The sequence below is a fragment of the Synechococcus sp. CBW1108 genome, assembly GCF_015840335.1.
Lineage (GTDB): Bacteria > Cyanobacteriota > Cyanobacteriia > PCC-6307 > Cyanobiaceae > Cyanobium_A.
Genome location: NZ_CP060395.1, coordinates 2,572,975 through 2,593,582 on the forward strand (window position 1 = coordinate 2,572,975; position 20,608 = coordinate 2,593,582).

Genomic DNA, 20,608 nt, shown 5'->3' on the forward strand with positions numbered 1-20,608 from the left:
CTGGAGAAGCTCCAGAGACTTTGCTCGCAAATCTCCGGGACGGCACACTAGGGCCGCGGGCAGCCCGAGCCAGCCAAGCGCCAGCCCAATCGCCACACTCGCCTTCAGCCATGCCTGCACGCCTGCTTGCACGCCTCTTTCCACCAGCAATGGCTGGCTCGACGGGGCTTTCCTTGCCGCCATTCCACTCAGAAGTTCAAGCTGGGGCACGGCCCTACAGGGGGGGCTTCCTCCAAGTTGGCCAGGGGCGGCGAAAGGGGACCATCGAGCTGGCAAGATTTAACAAACCTCCAGCTCTTCTGGTGCCCCTCTTTCGCGCCCGTGTTCAGGTATCCCTCAGACCATCGGTGCTTGACCCGGCGGGCGAAGCCACCAGGGCTGCGGCAGCGCGCCTTGGGGTTGGCGGCCTGCGCAAATTGCGTATCGGCAAGGCCATTGATCTGGAACTCGAGGCCGACGACCGCGCCACGGCCCAAAGCCAGCTGGAATTGCTCAGCGATCGCCTGTTTGCCAACCCCGTGATTGAGAACTGGTCTTTGGAACTGCTGGAAGATCGCGGGGAGCGGCCCGCATGAGCATCGGGATCGTGGTCTTTCCCGGATCCAACTGTGATCGGGACGTGCGCTGGGCCCTGGAGGGTTGCCTGGGCCTGCCAACCCGCTTCCTCTGGCATGGGCAGGCATACCTGGGCGATGTCGACGCCGTGGTGATCCCAGGTGGATTCAGCTATGGCGACTACTTGCGTTGCGGGGCCATCGCCCGCTTTGCGCCCCTCCTAGATGCCGTGCGGGAATTCGCCGCCGCTGGCGGGCCCGTGCTGGGAATTTGCAACGGCTTCCAGGTGCTTACGGAAATGGGCCTGCTGCCTGGAGCGCTCACCCGCAACGCCCGCCTCCATTTCATCTGTGAACCTGCTCCCCTGCTGGTTCACCCAGGCAATTGCGGCTGGCTTGGGGCCTACGGGGAGGGGGAGCGGATCGTCCTACCGATAGCCCATGGGGAAGGCCGCTACCAGTGTGAGCCAGACCAGCTAGCTGCCCTAGAAGTCAATGGTCAGGTAGTACTGCGCTATGCCAGCAACCCAAATGGTTCGGTGGGGGGTGTGGCGGGCATCGCCAATGCCGAGGGAAATGTGCTGGGATTGATGCCTCACCCTGAGAGGGCGACAGATCCCAGCACCGGCGGCCTAGATGGGCAGCGCTTGTTGACCAGCCTGAGGGCCTGGGTCAGTTGACGGCGGCGAAAAACTCCTTGCTCTTGATTGGGTCTGGATTCATCGTCTTTTCCCCAGGGGTCCAGTTGGCGGGGCAGACCTCGTCTGGGTTGCTGCGAATGTGCTGGAAGGCCTGAAGCAGGCGCAGGGTTTCGTCGACGCTGCGGCCCACGGGTAGGTTGTTGATGGTGCTCTGCATGATCACACCATCGGGATCGATTATGAAAAGGCCGCGGAGCGCCACGCCGGCTTCCTCATCGAGCACCTCGTATGCCCGGGCGATGTCCTTCTTGAGATCGGCCAGCAGCGGGTAGGCGATGTCGCCTAAGCCGCCATTTTTGCGGTCGGTCTGGACCCAGGCAAGATGGCTGAACTGACTGTCTACCGACACCCCAAGCACCTCACAATTGCGGCTGGAGAAATCGCTGTAGCGATCTGAGAATGCCGTGATCTCGGTGGGGCAGACGAAGGTGAAATCCAGGGGGTAGAAGAACAGCACCACGAATTTGCCGCGGTAGTGAGAAAGGGTGATCTCCTTAAATTCCTGATCCACCACGGCAGTGGCGCTGAAGTCGGGTGCCTGGAGGCCAACGAGCCTGGACATGCTGAGTGGGTGGCAAAGGGGGGGCCACTGGACTTGTCGCAGACCACACCTGCCCCGGCAAGGGAGCTTTAGGCAAAGTCGGATCGACTACCAGTTGGTTGCTCAACAATTTATCACAGCTTTCCTGCCAGGCGTCACCATAGGCTCAGTAAATAACCCATTGAGGAAATGACAGCATGGGCTGGGAGCCGACCGTATTGCGCAAGTACAACACCACAGGCCACTTCCGCCTGCTTAGCCAGCTGCGCTCCGAGCTGAAATCCAACCCCCTCGTCCGTCCCAAGGAAGGCCAAAGCATCGGCGAGGTGAATCGCAGCAAGTCGTTGATACGGGCCATTGAGGGGCGCTCCCAGGGCTACGGCAGGTCCCGGCGCGGCGGTTCAGGCCAGCTGCCAGCCCCTGTGCAGCCAGCTCTTGCTGCCCCGCAGCAGGAGAGCCCGGATTCACCCTCCTTGCGCGGACGACTCATCGGCGTAGAGCTGCGCTGAGCCCCGCTGGGATCCGGAGCCCATAAAAAACCCCGCCAGAGCGGGGCAGCAAACTATGGCTCGGGGGAGACTTGAACTCCCGACCTTGGGGTTATGAATCCCACGCTCTAACCAGCTGAGCTACCGAGCCGCGGTAGTTGGATTTTATCAGGCCCTGATGCCTGCTCAGCTCAGGCCCGAGGCGGCAGCAACTGCAGGGGATTGACCGCCCCAGAGCTGGCTGGATGAATTTCGAAGTGGAGGTGGGGTCCGGTGCTACGGCCGGTGCTGCCCATCTGGGAGATGACAGAACCCTGATCCACTTCCTGGCCCACCTGAACCAACAGGCGGCTGTTGTGGGCATAGAGGGAGCGGCTTCCATCCGCATGGGCCAGGGTGACCAGGTAGCCATAGCCGCCATCGTGCCAACCCGAAAACACAACCCGGCCGGCCTTGGCTGCCACGATTGGCGTGCCGACGTTGTTGGCCACATCGATACCCTTGTGCATCCGGCCCCACCGCCAGCCGTAACCTGAGCTAAAAACCCCCTTGGTGGGCCATATCCAGCCCTGGGCTGAGCTGGGGCCATCAAAGGGCTTGGTAAGACCTTCGAAACCGGGCAACTCAGGCCAACTGACGCCGCCACTAGTCGTGGGCTTGAGGCCCAGCACCATCCGGGTGCGACCCGGAGCAGATTGGGCCAGGCGAACCTGGCTGCCCACCACCAGCCTGGCCGTCTCGAGGCCCGGGTTGAGCCGTAGCAACTCCTGCAGGGTTAGGCCGTAGCGATGGGCAATTTTGGCCAGAGTGTCCCCGTAGCGCACCGCCGTCCCCTCCTGGACCGGTGGCAGGGAATGGAGGGGGGGGCTGCGACGCAGGTCACTGGTGTCAATCGAGGCCAACTGCTTGATCTGCCGGGCCTGCTGGCTGGGCAGCACCAGCCAGTCACCGCGGAGGAAGCTGTGGTCTTCATCGACCTCATTGAGCTTGGCCAGCCGCTCTTCGTCGACTTTCAGGGAGTCTGAGAGCTCCTCGACGCTGATCGACTCGCGCACCTTGACCCAAATTCGGTCACTGCTGGGGGTCGGCAGGGCCGCCACCAGGGTGTCGATGGAGCCACCTTGAATTTCGTCAGGAGCCAGTGCCATCACCACCGCAGGCACAGCTGCGGCGCAGGGAATCAGGATTCTCAGACAAAAATTCAAAGGCTTCATCCAGATTTCTCCGTTGGACAGGCTTGTGGAGAAGCCAGCACCCACAAGTCGGCCAGAAGTTAGCGGACGAAGCTGGGGGGCACAAGGGGGCCGGACAGCAGCCCCCTCAGCGAGCAGCCCTGATCCCTGTACTGGTTGGCGATCCCGGCAACGTCAGCAAATCCTGTTGACGCAGAGCTTCGAACAGCACCACCCCCACCGCCACCGAGAGGTTCAGGCTGCGCACCCCTGGCTGGGTCGCCCGGGCGGTTCGGGCCATCGGAATGGCGAGGATGGCGTCGGCGCCGCTGAGGACGGTGGCGGGAAGGCCGTCGCTCTCGCGGCCGAACAACAGCCAGTCTTCAGGGCCAAAAAGCCAGTCGCAGTAGGACTCGCCCCCGTGACTGCTGAGGGCGATGAGCCTGCCGCCCTTGCTGTTGCGATGGTTCAGGAATGCGTCCCAGCTCCCGTGGCGCACCAGGCTTACCAGGGGCCAATAGTCCAGGCCGGCTCGCTTGAGCTGGCGATCGTTGATCTGGAAGCCCAGGGGTTCCACCAGGTGCAGCTCGGTGTCTGTGGCGGCACAGGTGCGAGCCACGTTGCCTGTGTTGGGTGGGATCTGGGGCTGGTACAAAACTATGCTCGGCATGGATTTGACCCTGCTGCCCTCAGATCTCTGGAACGGCAAGGCTATGGCTGCGGAGGTCAAGGGCCCGGCCTGCGATCACCAGCCACAGGCCGCTGCATAGGGGAGCCAGTTGCTGTTCCAGGCTGCCAAGCCGATCTCGAAACAGGCCACCGATAGCCGTTGGCGGCACCACCCCCCAACCGGTCTGCTCACTGACCAGCACGGCCGGCATGGGCAGGGCAAGCAGGCAGTCGTAGAGGTTGGAGCAGCGCTGCTGCCAGTCCACGGCGTCGAGCTCGAGGCCGGCCGCCACCCAGGTGCCCAGGGAGTCCACCAGGGCCAGCCCCGGGGGGCTCAGGCTGGCCAGGCTCTCGGGCAGGGCTGCTCCCACCTCCCTGGTGCTCCAGTTTGGCGGGCGCCGTTGGCGATGGGCCAGGACCCGGGCCAGCCAGGCAGGGTCTTCAGCTGAGGCGCCAGGTCCGGTGGCCAGGTATGTGACCGCCAGACCGGAGCGAAGGGCCAGATATTCGGCCCAGCGACTTTTGCCACTGCGGGCAGGTCCGAGAACCAGATGGCAGCCCAGCAGGGCCTCAGCCTCCACCATTCATATTGCGCAGGGTTGCCACCGACGAGGGCGAAACACGGTTGAGGTAGCGGAAGATCCAATACTTGAAGACCGTGGCCAGTACCACAGGAAAGGTGGCAATAAAAAGCATGATGAAATTTTCCCGGGCCGGCAGGCCGAGATGGTGTGCGACCCCATCGAGCAGCACAGTCCAGCCTTCCGGACTGTGAAAGCCCACAAAGATGTCGGTTGCAAGGATGATCGCGAAGGCCTTGGCGCTGTCACTGAGGCCATAAATCAGTTCATCGAGAAAGCCCCTCAGCACCTGGATATCCCGCTGGCCGAAGAGACAGACCAGCACAAAACCCACTAGGCCGCCCAGGTCGGAGAGCACATTCTTGATGGCGTGGGTGCTCTGTAGATCTGCCTCCTCCTTCAGTTCATCCGCCTTCAGGGCAAGTTGGGTTTGCAGCTCTTCACGGCTGGGCAGGGGTTTGCCCTTAAGCAGGGCATCAAACTCAATTTCGGCCTGGAAGACGCGCAATTTCTCGACCGCCTGTTCCTCCAGCTGTGGTTTGGGGTAGGTGAGGAAAGAGTTGTCTGGAGCAAAGCGATCAACCAGCGGCGAAATCACGTAGGTGCGACTGACCTGCTGCACCAGCACGGGGACCAGAATCAACAGCAGCAGGATACGCAGCGAAACCAGGGTGGAATCGCGGCGGCGGCGAAAACCTGCCACCACGTTGGCTTCTGCGTCTGGGTCCAGCTGGCGCCTGACTTGGTCAACCACGCCGATCAGGCTGCGCGGTAAAACCTCCGGCGAGCGGCTGATCGTGGGCAGGGGATCTCGCCTATCGCTGTAGCGAGCGACCACCGACTGGATCAACTGAAGTTGGCGAACTTCCTGACCGGCGATTTCACCCCGGTGGGATTCCAGGCTGGCCAGGGTCTGGCGGCAGACCTCCAGGGCTGCCCTAAATCGCCGTAGTAACTGGGACTGGGAGGCCCGGGGGATGCGCAGGTCGAGCTCGGGCCTGACCGGGCGATCGTTGTAGTGCTCAAGTTCAATGCTCTGAATCAACAGGGCAGCTTCGTAACCCCGCTCCAGATCGTTGCTGAGGTCTAGGGACTGGGCGCGCCCGAAGCTTCCCATCCAATCGGTGAGTGCCATCGGTTCAGCGAGAGAAAACCCACCAGGTGAGCATCGGCACCAGGGTTCCTACCACCAGTAGGACAACAACCCAGGTGTAGGCGTTGCTGGAGGCGGTTTCCTCCTTGGTTGGGATATTGGTGGGTTGGCTTACAACTTCCGTCAGGACCGGCTCACCCGGATCCAGGCCAGCCTCAAGCACGCTGAGCAGGCGATTCATGGCATCGAGACTGCCCTGGCGGTAACGCCCGCCTTCCCGGATCGGCAGGGTCATGGTGGTGCGGCCAGTGCTGCGCAGCAGGTTTGGATCCAGTTGACCGCCGAGTTCAGGCGAGGCGGCCACCGTGGCGCTGTTGGTCTGGCTGTCGATCAAGAACAAAAGCTGGTTCGGTTCATCTGCCGCCTGCTGCCACCGCTCGACGAGCTGGGCTCCGAGCTGGGGGAGGCTGAGGCCGTAATCCAGCCGACTCACTGTGACCAGGTGGGCATCGACCCGGTCTGGGCTGAATCGTTCCAGGGTTTTGCCGAGTTCTGCGACGGCTGACCGGCTGAGCACCCCAGCCGAATCCAGGACCCTCTCCTGGGGCGGAGCAGCGGGGAGGTTGCTGGCTGAAACGGCCAGGGCCGGTGTGGCGAGCAAAAGGCTGAGCAGGCTGCCGGTCAGGGCAGCAAGCAGACCCAGGAGGGGGAGCCAACGGCTCGGTTGCGAAGAATGCAGCAACGGAAGAGGCCACGCTTCGCCCTAGTTTGCCTCTAGCTGACCCTGTTGTCGCCTCCTGCTGTGTGGACATGACCGCCTCCATCCCCGCGCGGATCTGTCTTTGCTCAGGTGGGCTGGCTCTGGCATTGGTGGTGCTCAACCAGACCACCGCCGCCTCGATTGATCCGGCCCTGGAGAGGGCAGCCGTTCTCGCCAGCATGCTGGCCGTTGGTTTGATGCTGGTGGGGGTGGTGTGGACCCGGGCGGTACCTGAGGCGGCGGCCCGGGTGGAGCTCCAGGGCAGCCAGGGGTTGGAGCTGGCCGCTGGACTTCCCGCCGAGCTGGCCGAGGAGCTCGGCTGGGGCAGCCAGATGCTGCTCACCGCCAGCGCTGCGGCAGTGGTCGTCGTGTTCTGGCAGGGACGCTGTCTGCTGCGCCGGGGCCTGCTGGCAGAAACCGCATTTGTGCCCGGAGCGACCTGTGAGCTTGCCCAGAGCAGGGGCAGGGTCGTTTCTCTAGTGGATCTGCGGCTCTATCCGGGGCGTTCCGAATTTGAGCGCCTGAGCCCCGGTTTACCGGCCGTGGTGGTCCAACCCTTTGGCTCCCAGGGTCTGGTGGTGCTCGGGGGCTGGTCGCCGCGCTGCTTCAGTCGCAGCGACCTCAGCTGGCTGGAGGGCTGGACCCGCCGCCTTACGGGGCGAATGGAGGGGGTTGGGCCGATCGACGGGGCCCCGATCCAGACCGGGGTGGCACCTTCACCTGACTCAGCACCCGATTCCCCGGATTGCTGAATTCGGCTCGTCCCTCTTTGCTCAGCAGACCCGTGAGCCGCTCGGCTCGGGTGATCTGGTTGAGGCTCTGGCGGCGCAACACCACGCCCCCATCGGCGGCAACCTCGTTGGTCTGCCAGTTCCAGCTGCACCTGTTTGCCTCCAGGGAATCTCCGGGCTGCTGGATCCGGCAGACCTGGGGAATCAGCACGGTGTGGCTGCGTCCCAACACCTCAAAGCCCTGGCCGCTCAAACGGGACTGGTCGAGTTGGGCAGTGAAGGGGTGGGGACTGCTGATGCGCTCAAGGGCCATTTCAATGCGGGTGTCGCTGGCATCGAGGCGGGCCTTGCGGCTCGGGTCGAGCAGTTGCACGGGGGCAGCCAGATCAATCACCCGCGTAAGGGAATTGCCGCTGAGGCGTGGTGCAGTGAGGGTCTGTACGACGTTGGCCGGGAGGCGCCGCTCCCCCCGAACCGGGCCCATGCCTACCAACTGGCCAGTGCGGGCATACCAGTCGACAGCCTTCAGGGCCAGTTTCAGCTGGTCGCTGCCGCTGCGTTCCAGCACGGGTTTGCCGCGCAGTTCCAGTTTTTCCTGCTGCAACAACACCAGGGCTCGCCTCGATCTCAGGCGCAGATCCCCCTGGCTGGCCTGGGGGCTGTGATCAATCACCATGCGCTCCTGGCGCGGGTACCAGCGCAGCCTCTGGGCTGTGATCAGCAGGGGTTTGGGCCCCAGCTTGACCAACCTGGTCAGGCCTTCGAGCTGCACCACTTCGCCGTCATTGATCACCGTGCCACTGGTTGCCTTGAGGCGATAGGCGGGCTGGCCCTTGGCATAGATCGTGCCGCTGAGATCACGGGCCTGGGCCACCCTGCGGCCGAGGTCATAACGGGCTTCCGGACTGCTCAACTCCCAGAGAGGCAGTCCATCGGTGCCCTTCTGGCGCAGGTTTAGGGAGCGAAACACAAAGGGCTGGGGAGGCTCTTCCTTAGCGTCCTGCGGTCGACAGCCGAGCAACAGCAGGGGCAGGGCCGCACTGCCCATGGCAAGGAGCAGAAGGGGGCTGGCCCATGGGGCTGAACCAGGCTTGCCAGCTGAACGCCCCATCACAGGGGTGAATCCAGCTCGAGCCGCCGCATCACAGGCTCGGGCTCGGGCAGGGCCAGACCAGGCTGGAGAACCCCCCACTGCTGGGCCGCAATCCAGGGGGACTGGCCTTGGGGTTCGTCAGAGGGAGGGCCAGACTCCTTTGGCGCATCGCTGTTGAAGGGCTGCTGGCCGAGTTGCACCAACATCCGACTGGAGAGATCGGGCACGATCGGGGCCAGCAACACCGCCAGCCAGCGGCTGGCCTCCAGTACCGCGTAGAGGTCTGATCCCACCTGGTCCCGCTGGTCGTCGTGCTTCATCCGCTGCCAGGGGGCCTGGTCGTTGAGATAGCCGTTGGCGGATATGGCTAGCTGCAGGCTGGCTTCCGCCGCCCCACGAAAATCCAGCGTTGTAAGTGCTTCGTTGACTTTGCCTGCCGTCTCAAGGGCGACAAGGGCCAGAGGATGGCTTGCTGCAGCGGCCCCGCCGGCCGGGGGCACCGCATCGGCAAACCAGCGCCGTGCCATCGATGAGGTGCGGTTGAGCAGGTTGCCGATCGTATTGGCCAGATCGTTGTTCACCAGGTCGACGAAGCGCTGCTGCTGGAAATCGCCATCGTCGCCGAAGGCAATGTCCCGCAGCAGATACCAGCGCACCGCATCCCGGCCACAGCGCTCCAGCAACACCTCCGGATCGAGCACGTTGCCAAGCGACTTGCCCATTTTCTGGCCTTCCCGGGTGAGGAAGCCGTGGCCAAAAACCCGCTCCGGCAGCGGCAGTCCTGCCGAAAGCAACATGGCGGGCCAGTACACAGCGTGAAATCGCAAGATGTCCTTGCCGATGACGTGCAGCTGGGCGGGCCAACCCCGCTCGAGTACCTGCTCTAGTAGGGCCGGCTTGTCTGGATCAAGCAGGGCGGTGAGATAGCCCAATAGGGCATCAAACCACACATAAAAAGTGTGGCCCGGGTGGCCGGGCACCGGGATCCCCCAGGGGAGGTCCAGCCGGGAGATCGAGAAATCGCGCAGCCCCTGGTTAACAAAATTTTCCACCTCCTTCTGGCGAGTGGCCGGCAGGATGAAACCCGGCCTCTGGATCAGGGCCTCTACCTCGGCCTGATAGCGGGAGAGCCGGAAGAAGAGATTGACCTCGTCGCGCCATTCCAGGGGTTTGCGGTGAATGCTGCATTCCGGGTCCTGGCTGCCCGGGGCGTCGTCCTTGAACTCCTCACAGGCGACGCAATACCAGCCCTGCTGGCGCCCCTCCACCACATCGCCATTTGCCTCCACCCGGGCAAAGAATTGCCGCACCAACTGCTGATGCTGGGGGCTGGTGGTGCGGATGAAGCTGTCGTGACTGATTTGCCAGCGGCTCCAGAGATCGCGGTAACCGGCGCTGATGGCATCGCAGTGGGCCTGGGGACTGAGCCCGGAGGCTTCAGCGGTGCGCTGGATCTTCTGGCCGTGCTCATCGCAGCCGGTGATGAACACAACCTGCTCCCCTCTCAAGCGCTGAAAGCGAGCGATCGCATCGCACGCCAACGTGGTGTACGCGCTGCCTAAGTGGGCGCGATCGTTGACGTAATAGAGGGGGGTAGTGAGGGTGAAAGCCATGCACCCCACCCTGCCACGCTGGGCTGCACTGAGCCCTTGCCTGGCAGCCATGGCGATCGCCCACGAGCAGGTTGATGTGGTGGTTTGGGGCGGTGGAACGGGCGGCGTGGCTGCAGCCCTGCAGGCCGCCCGCGGGGGGGCAGACACCCTGCTGCTCACCCCCGGAGCCTGGCTCGGCGGCATGGTGAGCGCCGCCGGGGTCTGCTGCCCCGATGGCAACGAGCTCAGCCCCTGGCAGACCGGGCTCTGGGGGGCCTTTCTGCGGGAGCTGCAGCGGCGGGAGCCGGGTGGGCTGGATCACAACTGGGTGAGTTGCTTCGGCTACCGGCCCGCCACGGCCGAGGCGGTGCTGCGTGACTGGTGCCGGGCCGAACCCAGGCTGCGCTGGTGGCCATCGACCACCCTGGCGGCGCTCCGGCGGCGGGGCGCCCGAATCGAGGCCCTCGAGCTCTGCCGCGGCGAGCGCACCATAAGGCTGGATCTGCAACTGCTGATCGACGGCAGCGATCGCGGCGACACCTTTGCGCTGGCGGATGTGCCCTTTCGCTTTGGCTGGGAGGCGCAGGAGCAGTGGGGGGAACCCAGCGCCCCCAGCCGTCAGCGGCTCGAGACGGAGCCATTTTTCCGCCAGCAGCCGGTGCAGTCGCCCACCTGGGTGGTGATGGGCCAGCTGGCCGCTGACAGGCCACCAGGGCCCGATAGCGCCGGGCCCCATCCGCCCCTGCCAGCCCCATTCACCGATGCCGCCGCCGCCTTCGGCCTCGAGCGCACGATCACCTACGGGCGGCTGCCGGGTGGTTTGGTGATGCTGAATTGGCCGCTGCACGGCAATGACTGGCATCAAGGGCTCGGCGAGCTATTTGGTCCCGATCCCCAGCGGCGGCAGGCGGTGTACGGGGCCATGCGGGCCCATAGCCAGGCTTTTTCAGCGGCGCTGCAAGCGGCCAGCGGCGGCTGGCTGCGGGCGGCAGCCTGCTTCCCCAGCCATGGCGCCAGTGATGGCCAGCTCAGCGGAGCGGAGGCCCTTGCCCTGATGCCCTACTGGCGAGAGGGCCGTCGCCTGGTGGGCCGGGAGTTGGTGCGCGAACAGGACCTGCTGCCCCAGGCTGCCGGTGCGTCGATTGCCCCCCCCAGCAGGGGCGATGACGGCCAGCTCAGTGCAATCGCGGTGGGCAACTACGCCAACGATCACCACTATCCCGGGCCCGATTGGCCTCTGGCCCCCAAGAGTTGCCGTTGGGGTGGCCGCTGGAGCGGCACGCCCTTCACCATTCCCTACGGAGCCCTGGTGAGCGCCGGGGTCGACAACCTGTTGGCGGCCGATAAGGGCACCAGCACTAGTCACATGGCCAACGGCGCCACCCGCCTCCAGCCCCTGATCCTCAATACGGGCCAGGCAGCTGGTGCGGCAGCAGCGCTCTGTATCCGGATTGGCTGCCTGCCGGCGGAATTGGCGCCCCGGCTGCTGCAGGAGACCCTGATCGGTGATGCCCTCGCCCCGGCCGGGCCGATGCCCCTGTGGGACACCCCCTGGCACCATCCGGATTGGGCGGCCCGCCAGCGGGCCGCCTTGCAGGATCCGGCCCTGCTGGGCGCAGGCGGCAGCCTGCAGGGCTGGCCAGCCCGCCTCGATCCTGCGGTCGCTCCTGCCGAGCCGGCTGAGCAGCTGCTTGAGGGCGAGTTGCGATGCGACGGTGAGGGTGGTTACCGGCTGCAGCGCAAGGACGGCTTAGGCGATTGGCAGTTAATCACCCTGGAGCCCGCCATGCACCATTGGCTGGCGGCCCAGCAAAGCGGCCAGCTGGTGGCCCTGATCGGCTGCTGCAATCCCTGGGGGCCGTGGCTGCGGGTGTCGCGGCTGGCTTGAGGGACCCAGCCGGGCTCATCCGGAAGCTGCCACCAGCCGCAGCTGGTCCCGCAGCGAATCCACCTGCTGCACCCGCAGCAGCAGCGCTGCACCGGGTTGGGCACCCTGGGGACAATCCGCGGCCAGATCCATTGCCAGTTCGTCGATGCGCACCAGGCCCAGCCGGTCCTGGGGCCGCAGCCAGCGCAGGAATTCCGCTTGCCACTGGCCAGTGCGGTGGGTTTCAAACCACACCTGCTGCCAGTGGCGCTGATCTTCGCGGGATATGCCGATTCCTTCGCGCACGGCACAATCAAACTGCTCGATCAGGGCCCGTACCTCCGGCTCATCGAGCACCGGCCCGCCGCTGAGCTGGGCACCGATTTGGCGCTGCACCACCAGATCGCCGTAGCGGCGAATCGGGGAGGTGGCCTGCACATAGGCCGGCAGTCCCAGGCTGAAGTGGGGGGCCGGCTTGGTGCCCATCAGCCCACGGCTGAGGCAGCGCTTGATAGCGGCGAAGCGCACGGCCCCCTGGGGCAGGGCCTTGAGCTCAGCGGCCGGTGGCAGGTCTGCCGTCGGCTGGCTGCGATAAGGCAGGGCCAGGCCCTGCTCGATGCCGAAGCGGGCGGCGACGGCCCCGGCGAGCACCATCGCCTCGGCCACCAGCTGGCGTGATGGGCAAACTTCACTGACCTCCAGCACCGGCTCGCCGTCGCGGCAGCGAATGCGGCCTTCAGGCAGGTCAAGCAGCAGGGCTCCCTGGCCTAGCCGCCAGGTCCGGCGCCGCTGCAGGAGCCGCTCGAGATCGGCCAGGTCTGGCTCCTGGGGGGGGGCCAGCTCAATCAGCTCGTCGGCATCGGCGTAGCTGAGCCTGAAGGTGGGTTTCACCCAGCTGCGCGTAATCCCATAGGCCGCGATGGCTCCGTCGTCGTCGAGCTCTACCCAGGTGCTCCAAGCGGCCGAGCGCACCCCCTGGCGCAGGCTCAAGGGGCCGGTGGAGAGGGCCTCCGGAAACATCGGCTGGTTGCCGCGTGCCAGGTAGAGGCTGCTGCCGCGGCGGCAGGCCTCGAGATCGAGCGGCGAGCCGGCCTCGATCAGCCGGTCGGGATCTGCCACATGGATCCAGAGGCGCAGGCTGCCGTCGTTGCGGCGCTCCAGGCCCAGGCCATCGTCGATGTCGCGCGTGTCGTCGTCGTCGATGGTGACGCAGCGCTGGCCGCTGAGATCCAGGCGGGCCCCATCGCTGGGCAGGGGGGCTAGGTGAAGGGCAAGCAGGCGGCTGGCCTCAGCCTCTTGGGCAGTGCTGAAGCCACTGCTCCAGGGGGTCCCCGCCATGGAGAGCAGCTGGTGGGGATCCCACTGGCCCAGCTCGACCAGCAGATGGCGCAGGGCGCCGTGGTCGCTGCCCAGGTGCAGGGCCGTGAGGCTCTGGCGCAGGGGCGCAGCCAGTTCGCTGAGCTCAATGCTGCCGCCGGCCAGCTGTTTGAGCAGCTCCAGACGCTGGCGATGATCTGGGTTCAGGCCCGGTCCAGGCGGCTGGCGGCGGCGCAGCAGCTCAAGCCAGGTCCGCTCCTGCTGCTCGATCAGGGCCTTGCGGCGCCGATCACGGCGCAGGTTGCGCAATTCCGCACCACGGCGGGCTTCAATTTGCCCCTGGCGCAGACGAAACCAGCTTTGGCCTCCCACCAGGGCCAGCCAGCAAGCCGCTACCTGGGCCGGCCCGGCCCCACCGCACACCAGGTCGGTGAAATCACCTATCCCAATAGTCTCATCCGATTCCAGCAACAAGAGCCAGGCTGCGCCCCAGGCGCGACGCTCGGGACGGGCCCGTTCGATGGCCGCCGGATCCAGGGCCCAGGGCTCTGCCCCAAGCCGCAGGGGCGGAGCAGTGGCACCGCGCAGGGGGCAGAGCAGCTCCAGCTGGCGTTGCGGCAACAGCTGGGATTTGGCCTCGAAGCCAACCCTCAGGCGGGCCTTGCTGCCCTGCAGGCTCTCCACGACGGCCAGCTGGGCTGCGTGGGACTCCAGCACGCCGACCAGGTCGCCGTCGTGGAGGGTTGGGGAGGCCAGGGAATCAGCCCTCTGGATTCACGAATGGCAGCAGGGCCACGATCCGGGCCCGCTTGACCGCGTTGGTGAGGTCGCGCTGCTGCTTGGCGGTGAGGCCGGTGAGCCGGCGGGGCAGGATTTTGCCCCTTTCGGTGATGAATTTCTTGAGTAGATCCACATCTTTGTAATCGATGGGATCGCCCGGCTTGATCGGCGAAAGGCGTTTTTTGAAGAAGGAACTGGACATGGTTGGGGAGAACGGCAGGTGACGAGAATCGGAAGTGCGTCAAGCACTCACTTGATTTCCTTGTGCACCGTGGTGGCGTTGCAGTGGGTGCAGAACTTCTTCAGTTCCAGCCGTTCGGTGGTGTTACGACGGTTCTTCTCGGTGGTGTAGCGGGACACACCTGGAGAACGCTTGGCGGGGTTGGACCGGCATTCAGTGCACTCAAGAGTGATCACGATCCGGACGCCCTTGTTTTTAGCCATGAAGGACGTTGCGCCGCTAATGCGATGCGAAAGGACAAGGGCCTAGCTTACCTGCCCGCTGTACCCCTCCCCGTACCCCTCCCAGACCGATCCCTAGGATCGACCTACTTGAAGCAACGGCTTAATGCGCGTCTCGCTCCAGTGGTTGCAGGAGCTGGTGAGCGCCCCTGGCCAGTCCCTTGCCGCAGATGCCCTGGCTGAGCGGCTCTCGCTTGCAGGTTTTGAGGTGGACGCCATCGAAGACCTCTCTGCCCGTGCCGAGGGGGTGGTAGTGGGTTTTGTGCGCGATCGCCAGGCCCATCCCAACGCCGACAAACTCAGCGTCTGTCAAGTGGATGTGGGATCCAGCGAACCCCTTCAAATCGTCTGCGGTGCGCCCAACGTGCGGGCAGGGATCCACGTGCCAGTTGCCCTCGTCGGGGCAACCCTGCCTGCCGTCAAGCTCACAATCAAGCCGGCCGAGCTTCGCGGGGTAGCCAGCAGCGGCATGATCTGCTCCCTCGCCGAACTTGGGCTGCCGGCCGAAGCCGATGGCATTGCCATCCTCGATGATCTGCTGGCGGACCTGCCGTCTTTGGGCACAGCGGTGGGGCCCAGCCTGGGTCTGGACGACCAGGTGTTGGAGCTGGCGATCACCGCCAACAGGCCCGATGGAATGTCAATGCAGGGCATTGCCCGGGAAGTGGCAGCCCTGCTGGGCGGCCAAACCCACTTCGGCGCCCCAGCCGAGCCCATAACCAGCGCGTCCCTCAGCGTCGGGGAATCGACCAGGGCCGCCATGGAGCAGGGGGGGCTGTTCAGCATTACCGGGCTCAACTCCCTTGTGGTTGCCCCCTCCCCGCCCTGGCTGCAACAGCGGCTGGAGAAGGCTGGTCTCCGTCCCATCAACAATGTGGTCGACATCACCAATTTGGTGATGCTCGAAACCGGCCAACCCCTGCATGCCTTCGACGCCCAGCGGCTTGCTTCCATAACTGGTCCAGGCCTGGCCCAGGTCGACCGCATGGGCTTGCGTCAAGCCAGCAGCGGTGAAGCTTTCACCGGATTGGATGGCACCCAGCACCTGCTCAGCGCTGAGGCCCTGGTGGTGACCTATGGAGACAAGCCAATTGCCCTGGCCGGTGTCATGGGCGGCGCGGAGTCAGCCGTCCATGGCGGCACCACAGCAATCTGGCTGGAAGCGGCCGTGTTTGCCCCCCAGGCAGTGCGGCGTTCCTCCCGGAGCGTGGGGCTGCGCACCGAGGCGAGCAGCCGTTTTGAGAAAGGTCTGCCACCGGAAAACACCCTGTCAGCTGCTGACCGCGCCGTTGCCCTCCTAACGGAACTCTGCGGTGCCCAGGTCACCGGGCGCTGGCTGCACCAGCGTCCCCAGATCCCTTTTCAACCAATCGAGCTGCGTCGGGATGCGCTCCACAACCTGCTGGGGCCGGTGCAGCAGGACGGCTCCTGGGCTGACCTCAGCGATGGACGCATCACTTCTACCCTCAGCGCCTTGGGCTGCTGCATGGAGGAGCTCGAAAGCGGCGAGGGATGGCAGGTGAGCGTCCCCCCAGCCCGTTCGATTGATCTGCAACGGGAGGTGGACCTGATCGAGGAAGTGGCCCGCCTAGTGGGCTACGACCAATTCGCCTGCCACCTGCCCGACCCCCTCGAACCCGGTGGGCTCGATCCTGCCCAGCAGGCGGAGCGGCGGCTCAGGCGCCATTTGAGCGCTGCTGGGTTGCAGGAGGCCTGCAGCCTCTCCCTGGTGGCGGCGGGTCCTGGGCGCATTCCGCTGGCCAATCCTCTCCTGGCCGACTACGGCTACCTGCGAGACAACCTCCATGGCGAGCTGCTTGCCGCTGCCCGCCGCAACTGTCAAAGCGGCCAATCAGGCTTTTGGGCCTTTGAAATCGGCCAGGTTTTCAGCTCCGATGCGAACCAATCCGCTCGGCAGTTGCTGGTGGGGGTGATCTGCGGTGAACGTCGTTCAGAGCGCTGGAGCACCAGTGCCAAGCCCCAGCCGCCGACCTATTACCAGGCCAGGGGGGTGTTGCAGCAGGCCCTAGGGGCGCTGGCGATTCCCACGGAAGATCGGCCCCTGGCCAGCCATCCCCTGCTCCACCCGGGCCGGGCTGCCCAGCTGGTCGTCGAGGGTCGCCCCGGTGGCTGGTTTGGCCAACTGCACCCCCAGCAGGCCGGGGATTTGGATCTACCTCTGGGCACCTACGTGTTCGAGTTGGAACTGGACGCTCTGCTGACCGCAGCCACCCGTCGCAACCGCTGGCAGCCCGCCTTTGCGCCCTTTGCGACCGTGCCTGCATCGGATCGGGACCTGGCGGTTGTGGTTTCGGCCGATGTCTGTGCAGCCGACCTGCTCAAGCTGATCCGCAAGGCCGGCAAACCCCTGCTGGAGCAAGCTGAACTGGTGGATCGTTACGTGGGTGAACAGCTGGCAAGTGGCCAATGCAGTCAGGCATTCCGGCTGCGTTACCGCGATGCCAAGCGCACCCTCACCGACGAGGAGGTGGACCTGGCCCATGCAGGCATTCAGACCGCCTTAGAAAAACAGTTCGGGGCCCAGTTGCGCTGTTGATCACCGCCTCAGCACTGCCAAGGTCTCTACGTGGCTGGTTTGGGGGAAGAAATCGAACGGCTGCAGCGACTCCAACTGGTAGAGCCCCTCGGCCACAAGCATGGCCAGGTCGCGGGCCAGGGTGGCCGGATCGCAGCTGAGATAGATGAGGTGGGCAGGGGGATGTTCCCGGATCGCCCCAATCGTCACATGGTCGAGCCCCTTGCGGGGGGGATCTAGGAAGAGGGCGTCGCAGTGGCCCAGGTGCTCAGCCAGACATTGGGCCACCACACCGGTTTCAAAGGAAGCCCGACCGCTAAGGCCATTTTCGCTGGCATTGGTTTTTGCCTGATTCACCGCCTCCTGGCTGAGCTCGATGCCGTGCACATGCCAGCCCGCCGCGGCCACCGGCAGGCTGTAGGTGCCAATGCCGCTGTAGGCGTCAACCATCACTCCGGCTGGGATGGCCGCCAGGGCCGATAACAGCAGGGGCACCACCCGCTCCGCCTGCTGGGTGTGGACCTGAAAAAAGGTGTCGGCCCCAATCCGCAACTGGAGATTGCAGAACGATTCCCGCAACCAGCCCCGGCCGGCAACCACCCTGGTCTCCTCTCCCATCAAGGTGTTGGTGGGATGGGGTTGGAGGTTTAGGCAGACCCCCACCAGCTCCGGCCAGCGCCCCAGCCATTGGCCAGCCAGGAACTCCAGCCCATCAAGATCGGCGTGACTGCTCACCAAGGTGATCAGCAGCTCGCCGCTGTGGTGGCCGATGCGAAGCGCCAGGTGGCGCAGCCCACCCCCCTCACAGCAATCCCGGTCAACTGGCCAGTCACTTGCCTCCAGGTCTGCCTTGAGAGGGGCGATCAGGCCATCTAGGCGCGGATCCAGTACCGGGCAGTGGTTCATATTGACGATGCTGTGGCTGCCCCTGCGGTAGAAGCCCGCCCGCAGTCGACCGTCTTCGCAGCGCTCCAGCGGGATGATGGCCCGATTGCGATAACCCAGGCCATCGGCGGAGGCCAGTAAAGGGGCCACGGGCTGATCCAGGTGGGCAATGCGCCGCATGGCATCCACCACTTTCTGGTGCTTCCAGTGCTGCTGGCCCCGATCCTCGAAGTGCTGCAGGCTGCAGCCACCGCAGTTGTCGGCAAGGATGCAGGGGGGCTTGCGCCGCTCCGGAGCTGGGGTCTTCACCTCCTGAAGCTCCGCCAGCCAGTGGCGCCGGGCCCTATGGGTCAGCCGAGCCTGAACCTGCTCCCCCGGCAGGGCACCCGCCACAAACAGGACCCGATCGTCCAACCGGGCCACACCCTGGCCGTCATGGGATAGGCCGGTGATGGTCACCGCCACGCTGTTGCCGGTGGTGAGGCTTTCCAAGCGCGCTGGCCAATCCTTCACCCTACGTCGTGCGAAGGGGCGTTACACCTTTGCCGCCCATGGCCTGGTTGAGCGGCTGAGTCGATACAGTTAGAGGCGCATGTGGTCGCTGCGATGAGCGTCGTTCGGGATCTGATCCTCCAAGCAGACGATCAGCTGCGCTATCCCAGTGGCGGCGAGCTGCGATCGATGGTGGAGTACCTCAGCCGGGGAGCCGAGAGGCTCACGGTGGTGAGGTCGCTGACAGACAACGAAAAGAAAATCGTGGATGAGGCGGCACGCCAACTCTTCCAACGCAACCCTGACTACGTGGCTCCCGGAGGCAATGCCTTCGGCCAGAAGCAAAGGGCCCAGTGCCTGCGTGATTACAGCTGGTATTTGCGGCTGGTCACCTACGGCGTGCTCGCCGGCAGCACCGAGATGATCCAGCAAATTGGTCTGGTGGGCGCCCGTGAGATGTACAACAGCCTTGGGGTGCCGATGCCGGGCATGGTCGAAGCAATGCGAACCATGAAGGATGCCGCCATCTCCCTGCTCAGCGCCGAGCAAGCCGCCTTGGCCGGACCCTACTTTGACTTCTTGATCCAGGGAATGCAGACCAGCACCTGAAGCGCCTCCCCCACTGACACAACTTGCCCAGATGGCCGCGCGTCCCATCTGGGCCTTTTTATTGGACTCGCAAATGGTCTCAAATGAGATGCAAGATTGCGATCTCGACAGGCTATTGAAGGGCACCGCCCCTTGAAGCTTGCGTACCTGCGTAAGACACAGTTACGCAAGATCTATAGGCCAGTGGCTGGAATGCTTTTGAGGTAGGGATTTCCCTCTGGACCGAAGTCCATGCCAAGTGGACCCTGCTTTCGAGCGCTCCAGCTCTGTAGTTATGGAGAAATTTTTGGCTATCGCATGGGGAATTTGCCAATTTTCGTGATTTCTACGGGGTGTCTCTGATCAACCTCTGCCATGACCCCGCAACTCAACCGCGGAAATGATGATCTCAGGCGTCTATGCCTGGACGCCTAATAGGTCTTAGAAGTGGACCTTGGTAAGCAGCGCAGGACGGAGCGTGACGCAAGCGTCTGGTTTGTTTTCCCGTCCGAGTCTCGCACTGGGTCGCTTAAGTGGTCTCACACTCGAGCAACGAGAACACAGTTTTCCCTGGCAGGGATAGACTTCCGCGTCGCCATCAGCTATCTCATCTGGGATTTTATTATAGACTTTTAATGCGTCCAAGTTGAAATTCGTGAGACACTAGTTATTGCGGTAGAGCTCCTTGAGCAGTTGGTAGGCCTCATTGAGCCTTCGCATCGTTTCTTCGTTGCCACCGGAATCTGGATGGTGGCTCATGGCCAGTTCTCGATACGCATCCCGAATTTCGCCAAGGGTCAGTCGGTGCCCATGGACAGTTGGCAGCTTGAGCAATTTCAGGGCCCCATGCAGGGTCATCGTGTGCTCCAGGGTCTGGAATGAGGTTCCCTTGCGTCTCTTGCGGAACCGGTTGACAAAGCGATGGATCAGGGTGGGCAGGCGAAGTTGAAGTGTGGACGTACTGAACGGGTCCTCCAGCAGACCGGCCATCACCATTACGCGCTCAAAGCTGGCGGGTTCATTGCCCCAGCTGGGGGCAATATGCACCACAACGTCACAGGCCAGCGACCAGCTGAATAGTTGCCCTTCGCTCTGATCACTCTGGGGCCAGATGTCCTGGGCCAACCACACCATGGCTGCTTCCAGCACGGCTTCATTGGCTCTTTTGCCATAGAGTTCAAACCAGTGGTCGCGAGCTCTGGCCAGGGCCTGCTCGAGGGCATCCCTTTCGAGCTGGGGCAGCAGTTCAACCGGTGACTCCTCCATAGGCCTGCGGGGCTGCAAGCTCTTTTTCAGCTGCTCCGACTGGCGACGCACAAAGCCCGGTAGATCGATGCCGACCTGGCGGGGTTCGGCCTGGGGCCTTGGCGCAGCTGGGGTGTTCAAGTCAACTTCGCCCAACTCGAGGCAAAGATCTCCATTTACCCCACTGGACATCAGTACTAGGGCGCCCTGTTCATTGAATGTGGAGGCTCCTGCACTTCCGGTTAGGTCATCGGTTGCTCTGGCTTCTGGCTGGTCTGGTTGAGGTGTTGCTTGCTCAACTACTGACGTATCTGTGAATAGTTCATGCAAAAGCCTTTCAACAATATCTCCGCGACTGCGCAATCCCCATTCTGCTTTTAACGCGTCAATCTTGCCGAGCAGTTCTACCGGTAGCTCCAGGCTGAAGCGGCGCCGCTGCGATTCATGGGTTGGAGCCATCC

20 protein-coding genes, 1 tRNA gene and 1 pseudogene are annotated in these 20,608 nt (G+C 64.2%); 7 read left to right on the forward strand and 15 right to left on the reverse strand.

Features of this window, described 5'->3' with window-relative positions:
• Window positions 1–302: 302 nt before the first annotated feature.
• Window positions 303–575 (forward strand): phosphoribosylformylglycinamidine synthase subunit PurS, encoded by a 273-nt coding sequence (gene purS / locus H8F27_RS13910; RefSeq protein WP_197148813.1) that lies wholly within the window; start codon window positions 303–305, stop codon window positions 573–575.
• Window positions 572–1,234, forward strand: coding sequence for a phosphoribosylformylglycinamidine synthase subunit PurQ (gene purQ, locus H8F27_RS13915; RefSeq protein WP_197148814.1), 663 nt, complete (start codon window positions 572–574; stop codon window positions 1,232–1,234). Before purS ends, purQ begins: the two co-directional genes overlap by 4 nt.
• On the opposite strand, the gene H8F27_RS13920 is transcribed toward purQ, so the two are convergent.
• The gene (locus tag H8F27_RS13920; protein ID WP_197148815.1) at window positions 1,227–1,817 is read right to left on the reverse strand and encodes a peroxiredoxin; all 591 of its coding nucleotides are present in this window, start codon (window positions 1,815–1,817) and stop codon (window positions 1,227–1,229) included. The two genes, purQ and H8F27_RS13920, sit on opposite strands and share 8 nt — an antisense overlap.
• Before the next feature lie 176 nt (window positions 1,818–1,993).
• On the opposite strand from H8F27_RS13920, the gene H8F27_RS13925 reads away from it, so the two are divergent.
• A complete protein-coding gene (locus tag H8F27_RS13925) occupies window positions 1,994–2,305 on the forward strand; it encodes a hypothetical protein (protein ID WP_197148817.1) in 312 nt (103 codons plus the stop codon).
• A 56-nt stretch (window positions 2,306–2,361) separates the two neighbouring features.
• On the opposite strand, the gene H8F27_RS13930 is transcribed toward H8F27_RS13925, so the two are convergent.
• The 6 genes from H8F27_RS13930 to psb32 form a co-directional block, all read right to left on the reverse strand.
• Window positions 2,362–2,435: transfer RNA gene (locus H8F27_RS13930), tRNA-Met, on the reverse strand.
• 40 nt (window positions 2,436–2,475) lie between these two features.
• A complete protein-coding gene (locus H8F27_RS13935) occupies window positions 2,476–3,432 on the reverse strand; it encodes a M23 family metallopeptidase (protein ID WP_231596302.1) in 957 nt (318 codons plus the stop codon).
• A 172-nt stretch (window positions 3,433–3,604) separates the two neighbouring features.
• A complete protein-coding gene (locus H8F27_RS13940) occupies window positions 3,605–4,126 on the reverse strand; it encodes a tRNA (cytidine(34)-2'-O)-methyltransferase (RefSeq protein ID WP_197148820.1) in 522 nt (173 codons plus the stop codon).
• A 19-nt stretch (window positions 4,127–4,145) separates the two neighbouring features.
• Window positions 4,146–4,709, reverse strand: coding sequence for a bifunctional adenosylcobinamide kinase/adenosylcobinamide-phosphate guanylyltransferase (gene cobU / locus H8F27_RS13945; RefSeq protein WP_197148822.1), 564 nt, complete (start codon window positions 4,707–4,709; stop codon window positions 4,146–4,148).
• A complete protein-coding gene (gene pxcA, locus H8F27_RS13950) occupies window positions 4,696–5,841 on the reverse strand; it encodes a proton extrusion protein PcxA (RefSeq protein ID WP_197148824.1) in 1,146 nt (381 codons plus the stop codon). The genes cobU and pxcA overlap by 14 nt, the downstream gene beginning before the upstream one ends.
• Window positions 5,842–5,845: 4 nt before the next feature.
• The gene (psb32, locus tag H8F27_RS13955) at window positions 5,846–6,541 is read right to left on the reverse strand and encodes a photosystem II repair protein Psb32 (protein WP_231596303.1); all 696 of its coding nucleotides are present in this window, start codon (window positions 6,539–6,541) and stop codon (window positions 5,846–5,848) included.
• A 68-nt stretch (window positions 6,542–6,609) separates the two neighbouring features.
• On the opposite strand from psb32, the gene H8F27_RS13960 reads away from it, so the two are divergent.
• Entirely contained in the window at window positions 6,610–7,311 is a 702-nt protein-coding gene (locus tag H8F27_RS13960; RefSeq protein WP_197148825.1) for a cofactor assembly of complex C subunit B, read from the forward strand.
• Here the strand turns inward: H8F27_RS13960 and H8F27_RS13965 are convergent.
• Both H8F27_RS13965 and metG read right to left on the reverse strand, forming a co-directional pair.
• Window positions 7,211–8,401 (reverse strand): LPS export ABC transporter periplasmic protein LptC, encoded by a 1,191-nt coding sequence (locus H8F27_RS13965; protein ID WP_197148826.1) that lies wholly within the window; start codon window positions 8,399–8,401, stop codon window positions 7,211–7,213. The genes H8F27_RS13960 and H8F27_RS13965 overlap by 101 nt on opposite strands.
• Window positions 8,401–9,996 (reverse strand): methionine--tRNA ligase, encoded by a 1,596-nt coding sequence (gene metG, locus H8F27_RS13970; protein ID WP_197148827.1) that lies wholly within the window; start codon window positions 9,994–9,996, stop codon window positions 8,401–8,403. The genes H8F27_RS13965 and metG overlap by 1 nt, the downstream gene beginning before the upstream one ends.
• A 49-nt stretch (window positions 9,997–10,045) precedes the next feature.
• Between metG and H8F27_RS13975 the strand changes: the two genes are divergently transcribed.
• On the forward strand, window positions 10,046–11,863 hold the full coding sequence (locus H8F27_RS13975; RefSeq protein WP_197148828.1) for an FAD-dependent oxidoreductase: 1,818 nt from the start codon (window positions 10,046–10,048) through the stop codon (window positions 11,861–11,863).
• A gap of 15 nt (window positions 11,864–11,878) precedes the next feature.
• Here H8F27_RS13975 and H8F27_RS13980 read toward each other — a convergent pair whose 3' ends face one another.
• From H8F27_RS13980 to rpmG, 3 genes are read right to left on the reverse strand one after another with little or no spacing between them, the layout of a single operon-like run.
• Window positions 11,879–13,873 (reverse strand): ribonuclease catalytic domain-containing protein, encoded by a 1,995-nt coding sequence (locus H8F27_RS13980; protein ID WP_231596689.1) that lies wholly within the window; start codon window positions 13,871–13,873, stop codon window positions 11,879–11,881.
• Between the two features lie 46 nt (window positions 13,874–13,919).
• The gene (gene rpsR / locus H8F27_RS13985) at window positions 13,920–14,141 is read right to left on the reverse strand and encodes a 30S ribosomal protein S18 (RefSeq protein ID WP_006041316.1); all 222 of its coding nucleotides are present in this window, start codon (window positions 14,139–14,141) and stop codon (window positions 13,920–13,922) included.
• Between the two features lie 47 nt (window positions 14,142–14,188).
• Window positions 14,189–14,383: a 50S ribosomal protein L33 gene (rpmG, locus tag H8F27_RS13990; RefSeq protein WP_197148830.1), complete on the reverse strand. Its 195-nt coding sequence runs from the start codon at window positions 14,381–14,383 to the stop codon at window positions 14,189–14,191.
• Window positions 14,384–14,507: 124 nt separating this feature from the next.
• On the opposite strand from rpmG, the gene pheT reads away from it, so the two are divergent.
• Window positions 14,508–16,958 (forward strand): phenylalanine--tRNA ligase subunit beta, encoded by a 2,451-nt coding sequence (gene pheT / locus H8F27_RS13995; RefSeq protein ID WP_197148832.1) that lies wholly within the window; start codon window positions 14,508–14,510, stop codon window positions 16,956–16,958.
• On the opposite strand, the gene rlmD is transcribed toward pheT, so the two are convergent.
• Entirely contained in the window at window positions 16,959–18,314 is a 1,356-nt protein-coding gene (rlmD, locus tag H8F27_RS14000; RefSeq protein ID WP_197148833.1) for a 23S rRNA (uracil(1939)-C(5))-methyltransferase RlmD, read from the reverse strand.
• Between the two features lie 114 nt (window positions 18,315–18,428).
• Between rlmD and H8F27_RS14005 the strand changes: the two genes are divergently transcribed.
• Window positions 18,429–18,923 (forward strand): allophycocyanin subunit alpha-B, encoded by a 495-nt coding sequence (locus H8F27_RS14005; RefSeq protein WP_197148834.1) that lies wholly within the window; start codon window positions 18,429–18,431, stop codon window positions 18,921–18,923.
• 642 nt (window positions 18,924–19,565) lie between these two features.
• Here the strand turns inward: H8F27_RS14005 and H8F27_RS14010 are convergent.
• Window positions 19,566–20,288 carry a J domain-containing protein gene (locus H8F27_RS14010; protein WP_231596690.1) on the reverse strand — a complete coding sequence of 241 codons (723 nt, stop codon included), beginning with the start codon at window positions 20,286–20,288 and terminating at the stop codon, window positions 19,566–19,568.
• A 189-nt stretch (window positions 20,289–20,477) separates the two neighbouring features.
• A pseudogene (locus H8F27_RS17750) lies at window positions 20,478–20,606 on the reverse strand (ribbon-helix-helix protein, CopG family); the annotation flags it as partial.
• Window positions 20,607–20,608: the final 2 nt, after the last annotated feature.

What these genes read in the sequence shown, in the direction of transcription:
- purQ (WP_197148814.1), top strand. Translation starts at nt 572, where the DNA reads ATGAGCATCGGGATCGTGGTCTTTCCCGGATCCAACTGTGATCGGGAC.
- H8F27_RS13920 (WP_197148815.1), bottom strand. Translation starts at nt 1,817, where the DNA reads ATGTCCAGGCTCGTTGGCCTCCAGGCACCCGACTTCAGCGCCACTGCC.
- H8F27_RS13925 (WP_197148817.1), top strand. Translation starts at nt 1,994, where the DNA reads ATGGGCTGGGAGCCGACCGTATTGCGCAAGTACAACACCACAGGCCAC.
- H8F27_RS13935 (WP_231596302.1), bottom strand. Translation starts at nt 3,432, where the DNA reads ATGGCACTGGCTCCTGACGAAATTCAAGGTGGCTCCATCGACACCCTG.
- H8F27_RS13940 (WP_197148820.1), bottom strand. Translation starts at nt 4,126, where the DNA reads ATGCCGAGCATAGTTTTGTACCAGCCCCAGATCCCACCCAACACAGGC.
- cobU (WP_197148822.1), bottom strand. Translation starts at nt 4,709, where the DNA reads ATGGTGGAGGCTGAGGCCCTGCTGGGCTGCCATCTGGTTCTCGGACCT.
- pxcA (WP_197148824.1), bottom strand. Translation starts at nt 5,841, where the DNA reads ATGGCACTCACCGATTGGATGGGAAGCTTCGGGCGCGCCCAGTCCCTA.
- H8F27_RS13960 (WP_197148825.1), top strand. Translation starts at nt 6,610, where the DNA reads ATGACCGCCTCCATCCCCGCGCGGATCTGTCTTTGCTCAGGTGGGCTG.
- H8F27_RS13965 (WP_197148826.1), bottom strand. Translation starts at nt 8,401, where the DNA reads ATGGGGCGTTCAGCTGGCAAGCCTGGTTCAGCCCCATGGGCCAGCCCC.
- metG (WP_197148827.1), bottom strand. Translation starts at nt 9,996, where the DNA reads ATGGCTTTCACCCTCACTACCCCCCTCTATTACGTCAACGATCGCGCC.
- H8F27_RS13975 (WP_197148828.1), top strand. Translation starts at nt 10,046, where the DNA reads ATGGCGATCGCCCACGAGCAGGTTGATGTGGTGGTTTGGGGCGGTGGA.
- rpsR (WP_006041316.1), bottom strand. Translation starts at nt 14,141, where the DNA reads ATGTCCAGTTCCTTCTTCAAAAAACGCCTTTCGCCGATCAAGCCGGGC.
- rpmG (WP_197148830.1), bottom strand. Translation starts at nt 14,383, where the DNA reads ATGGCTAAAAACAAGGGCGTCCGGATCGTGATCACTCTTGAGTGCACT.
- pheT (WP_197148832.1), top strand. Translation starts at nt 14,508, where the DNA reads ATGCGCGTCTCGCTCCAGTGGTTGCAGGAGCTGGTGAGCGCCCCTGGC.
- H8F27_RS14005 (WP_197148834.1), top strand. Translation starts at nt 18,429, where the DNA reads ATGAGCGTCGTTCGGGATCTGATCCTCCAAGCAGACGATCAGCTGCGC.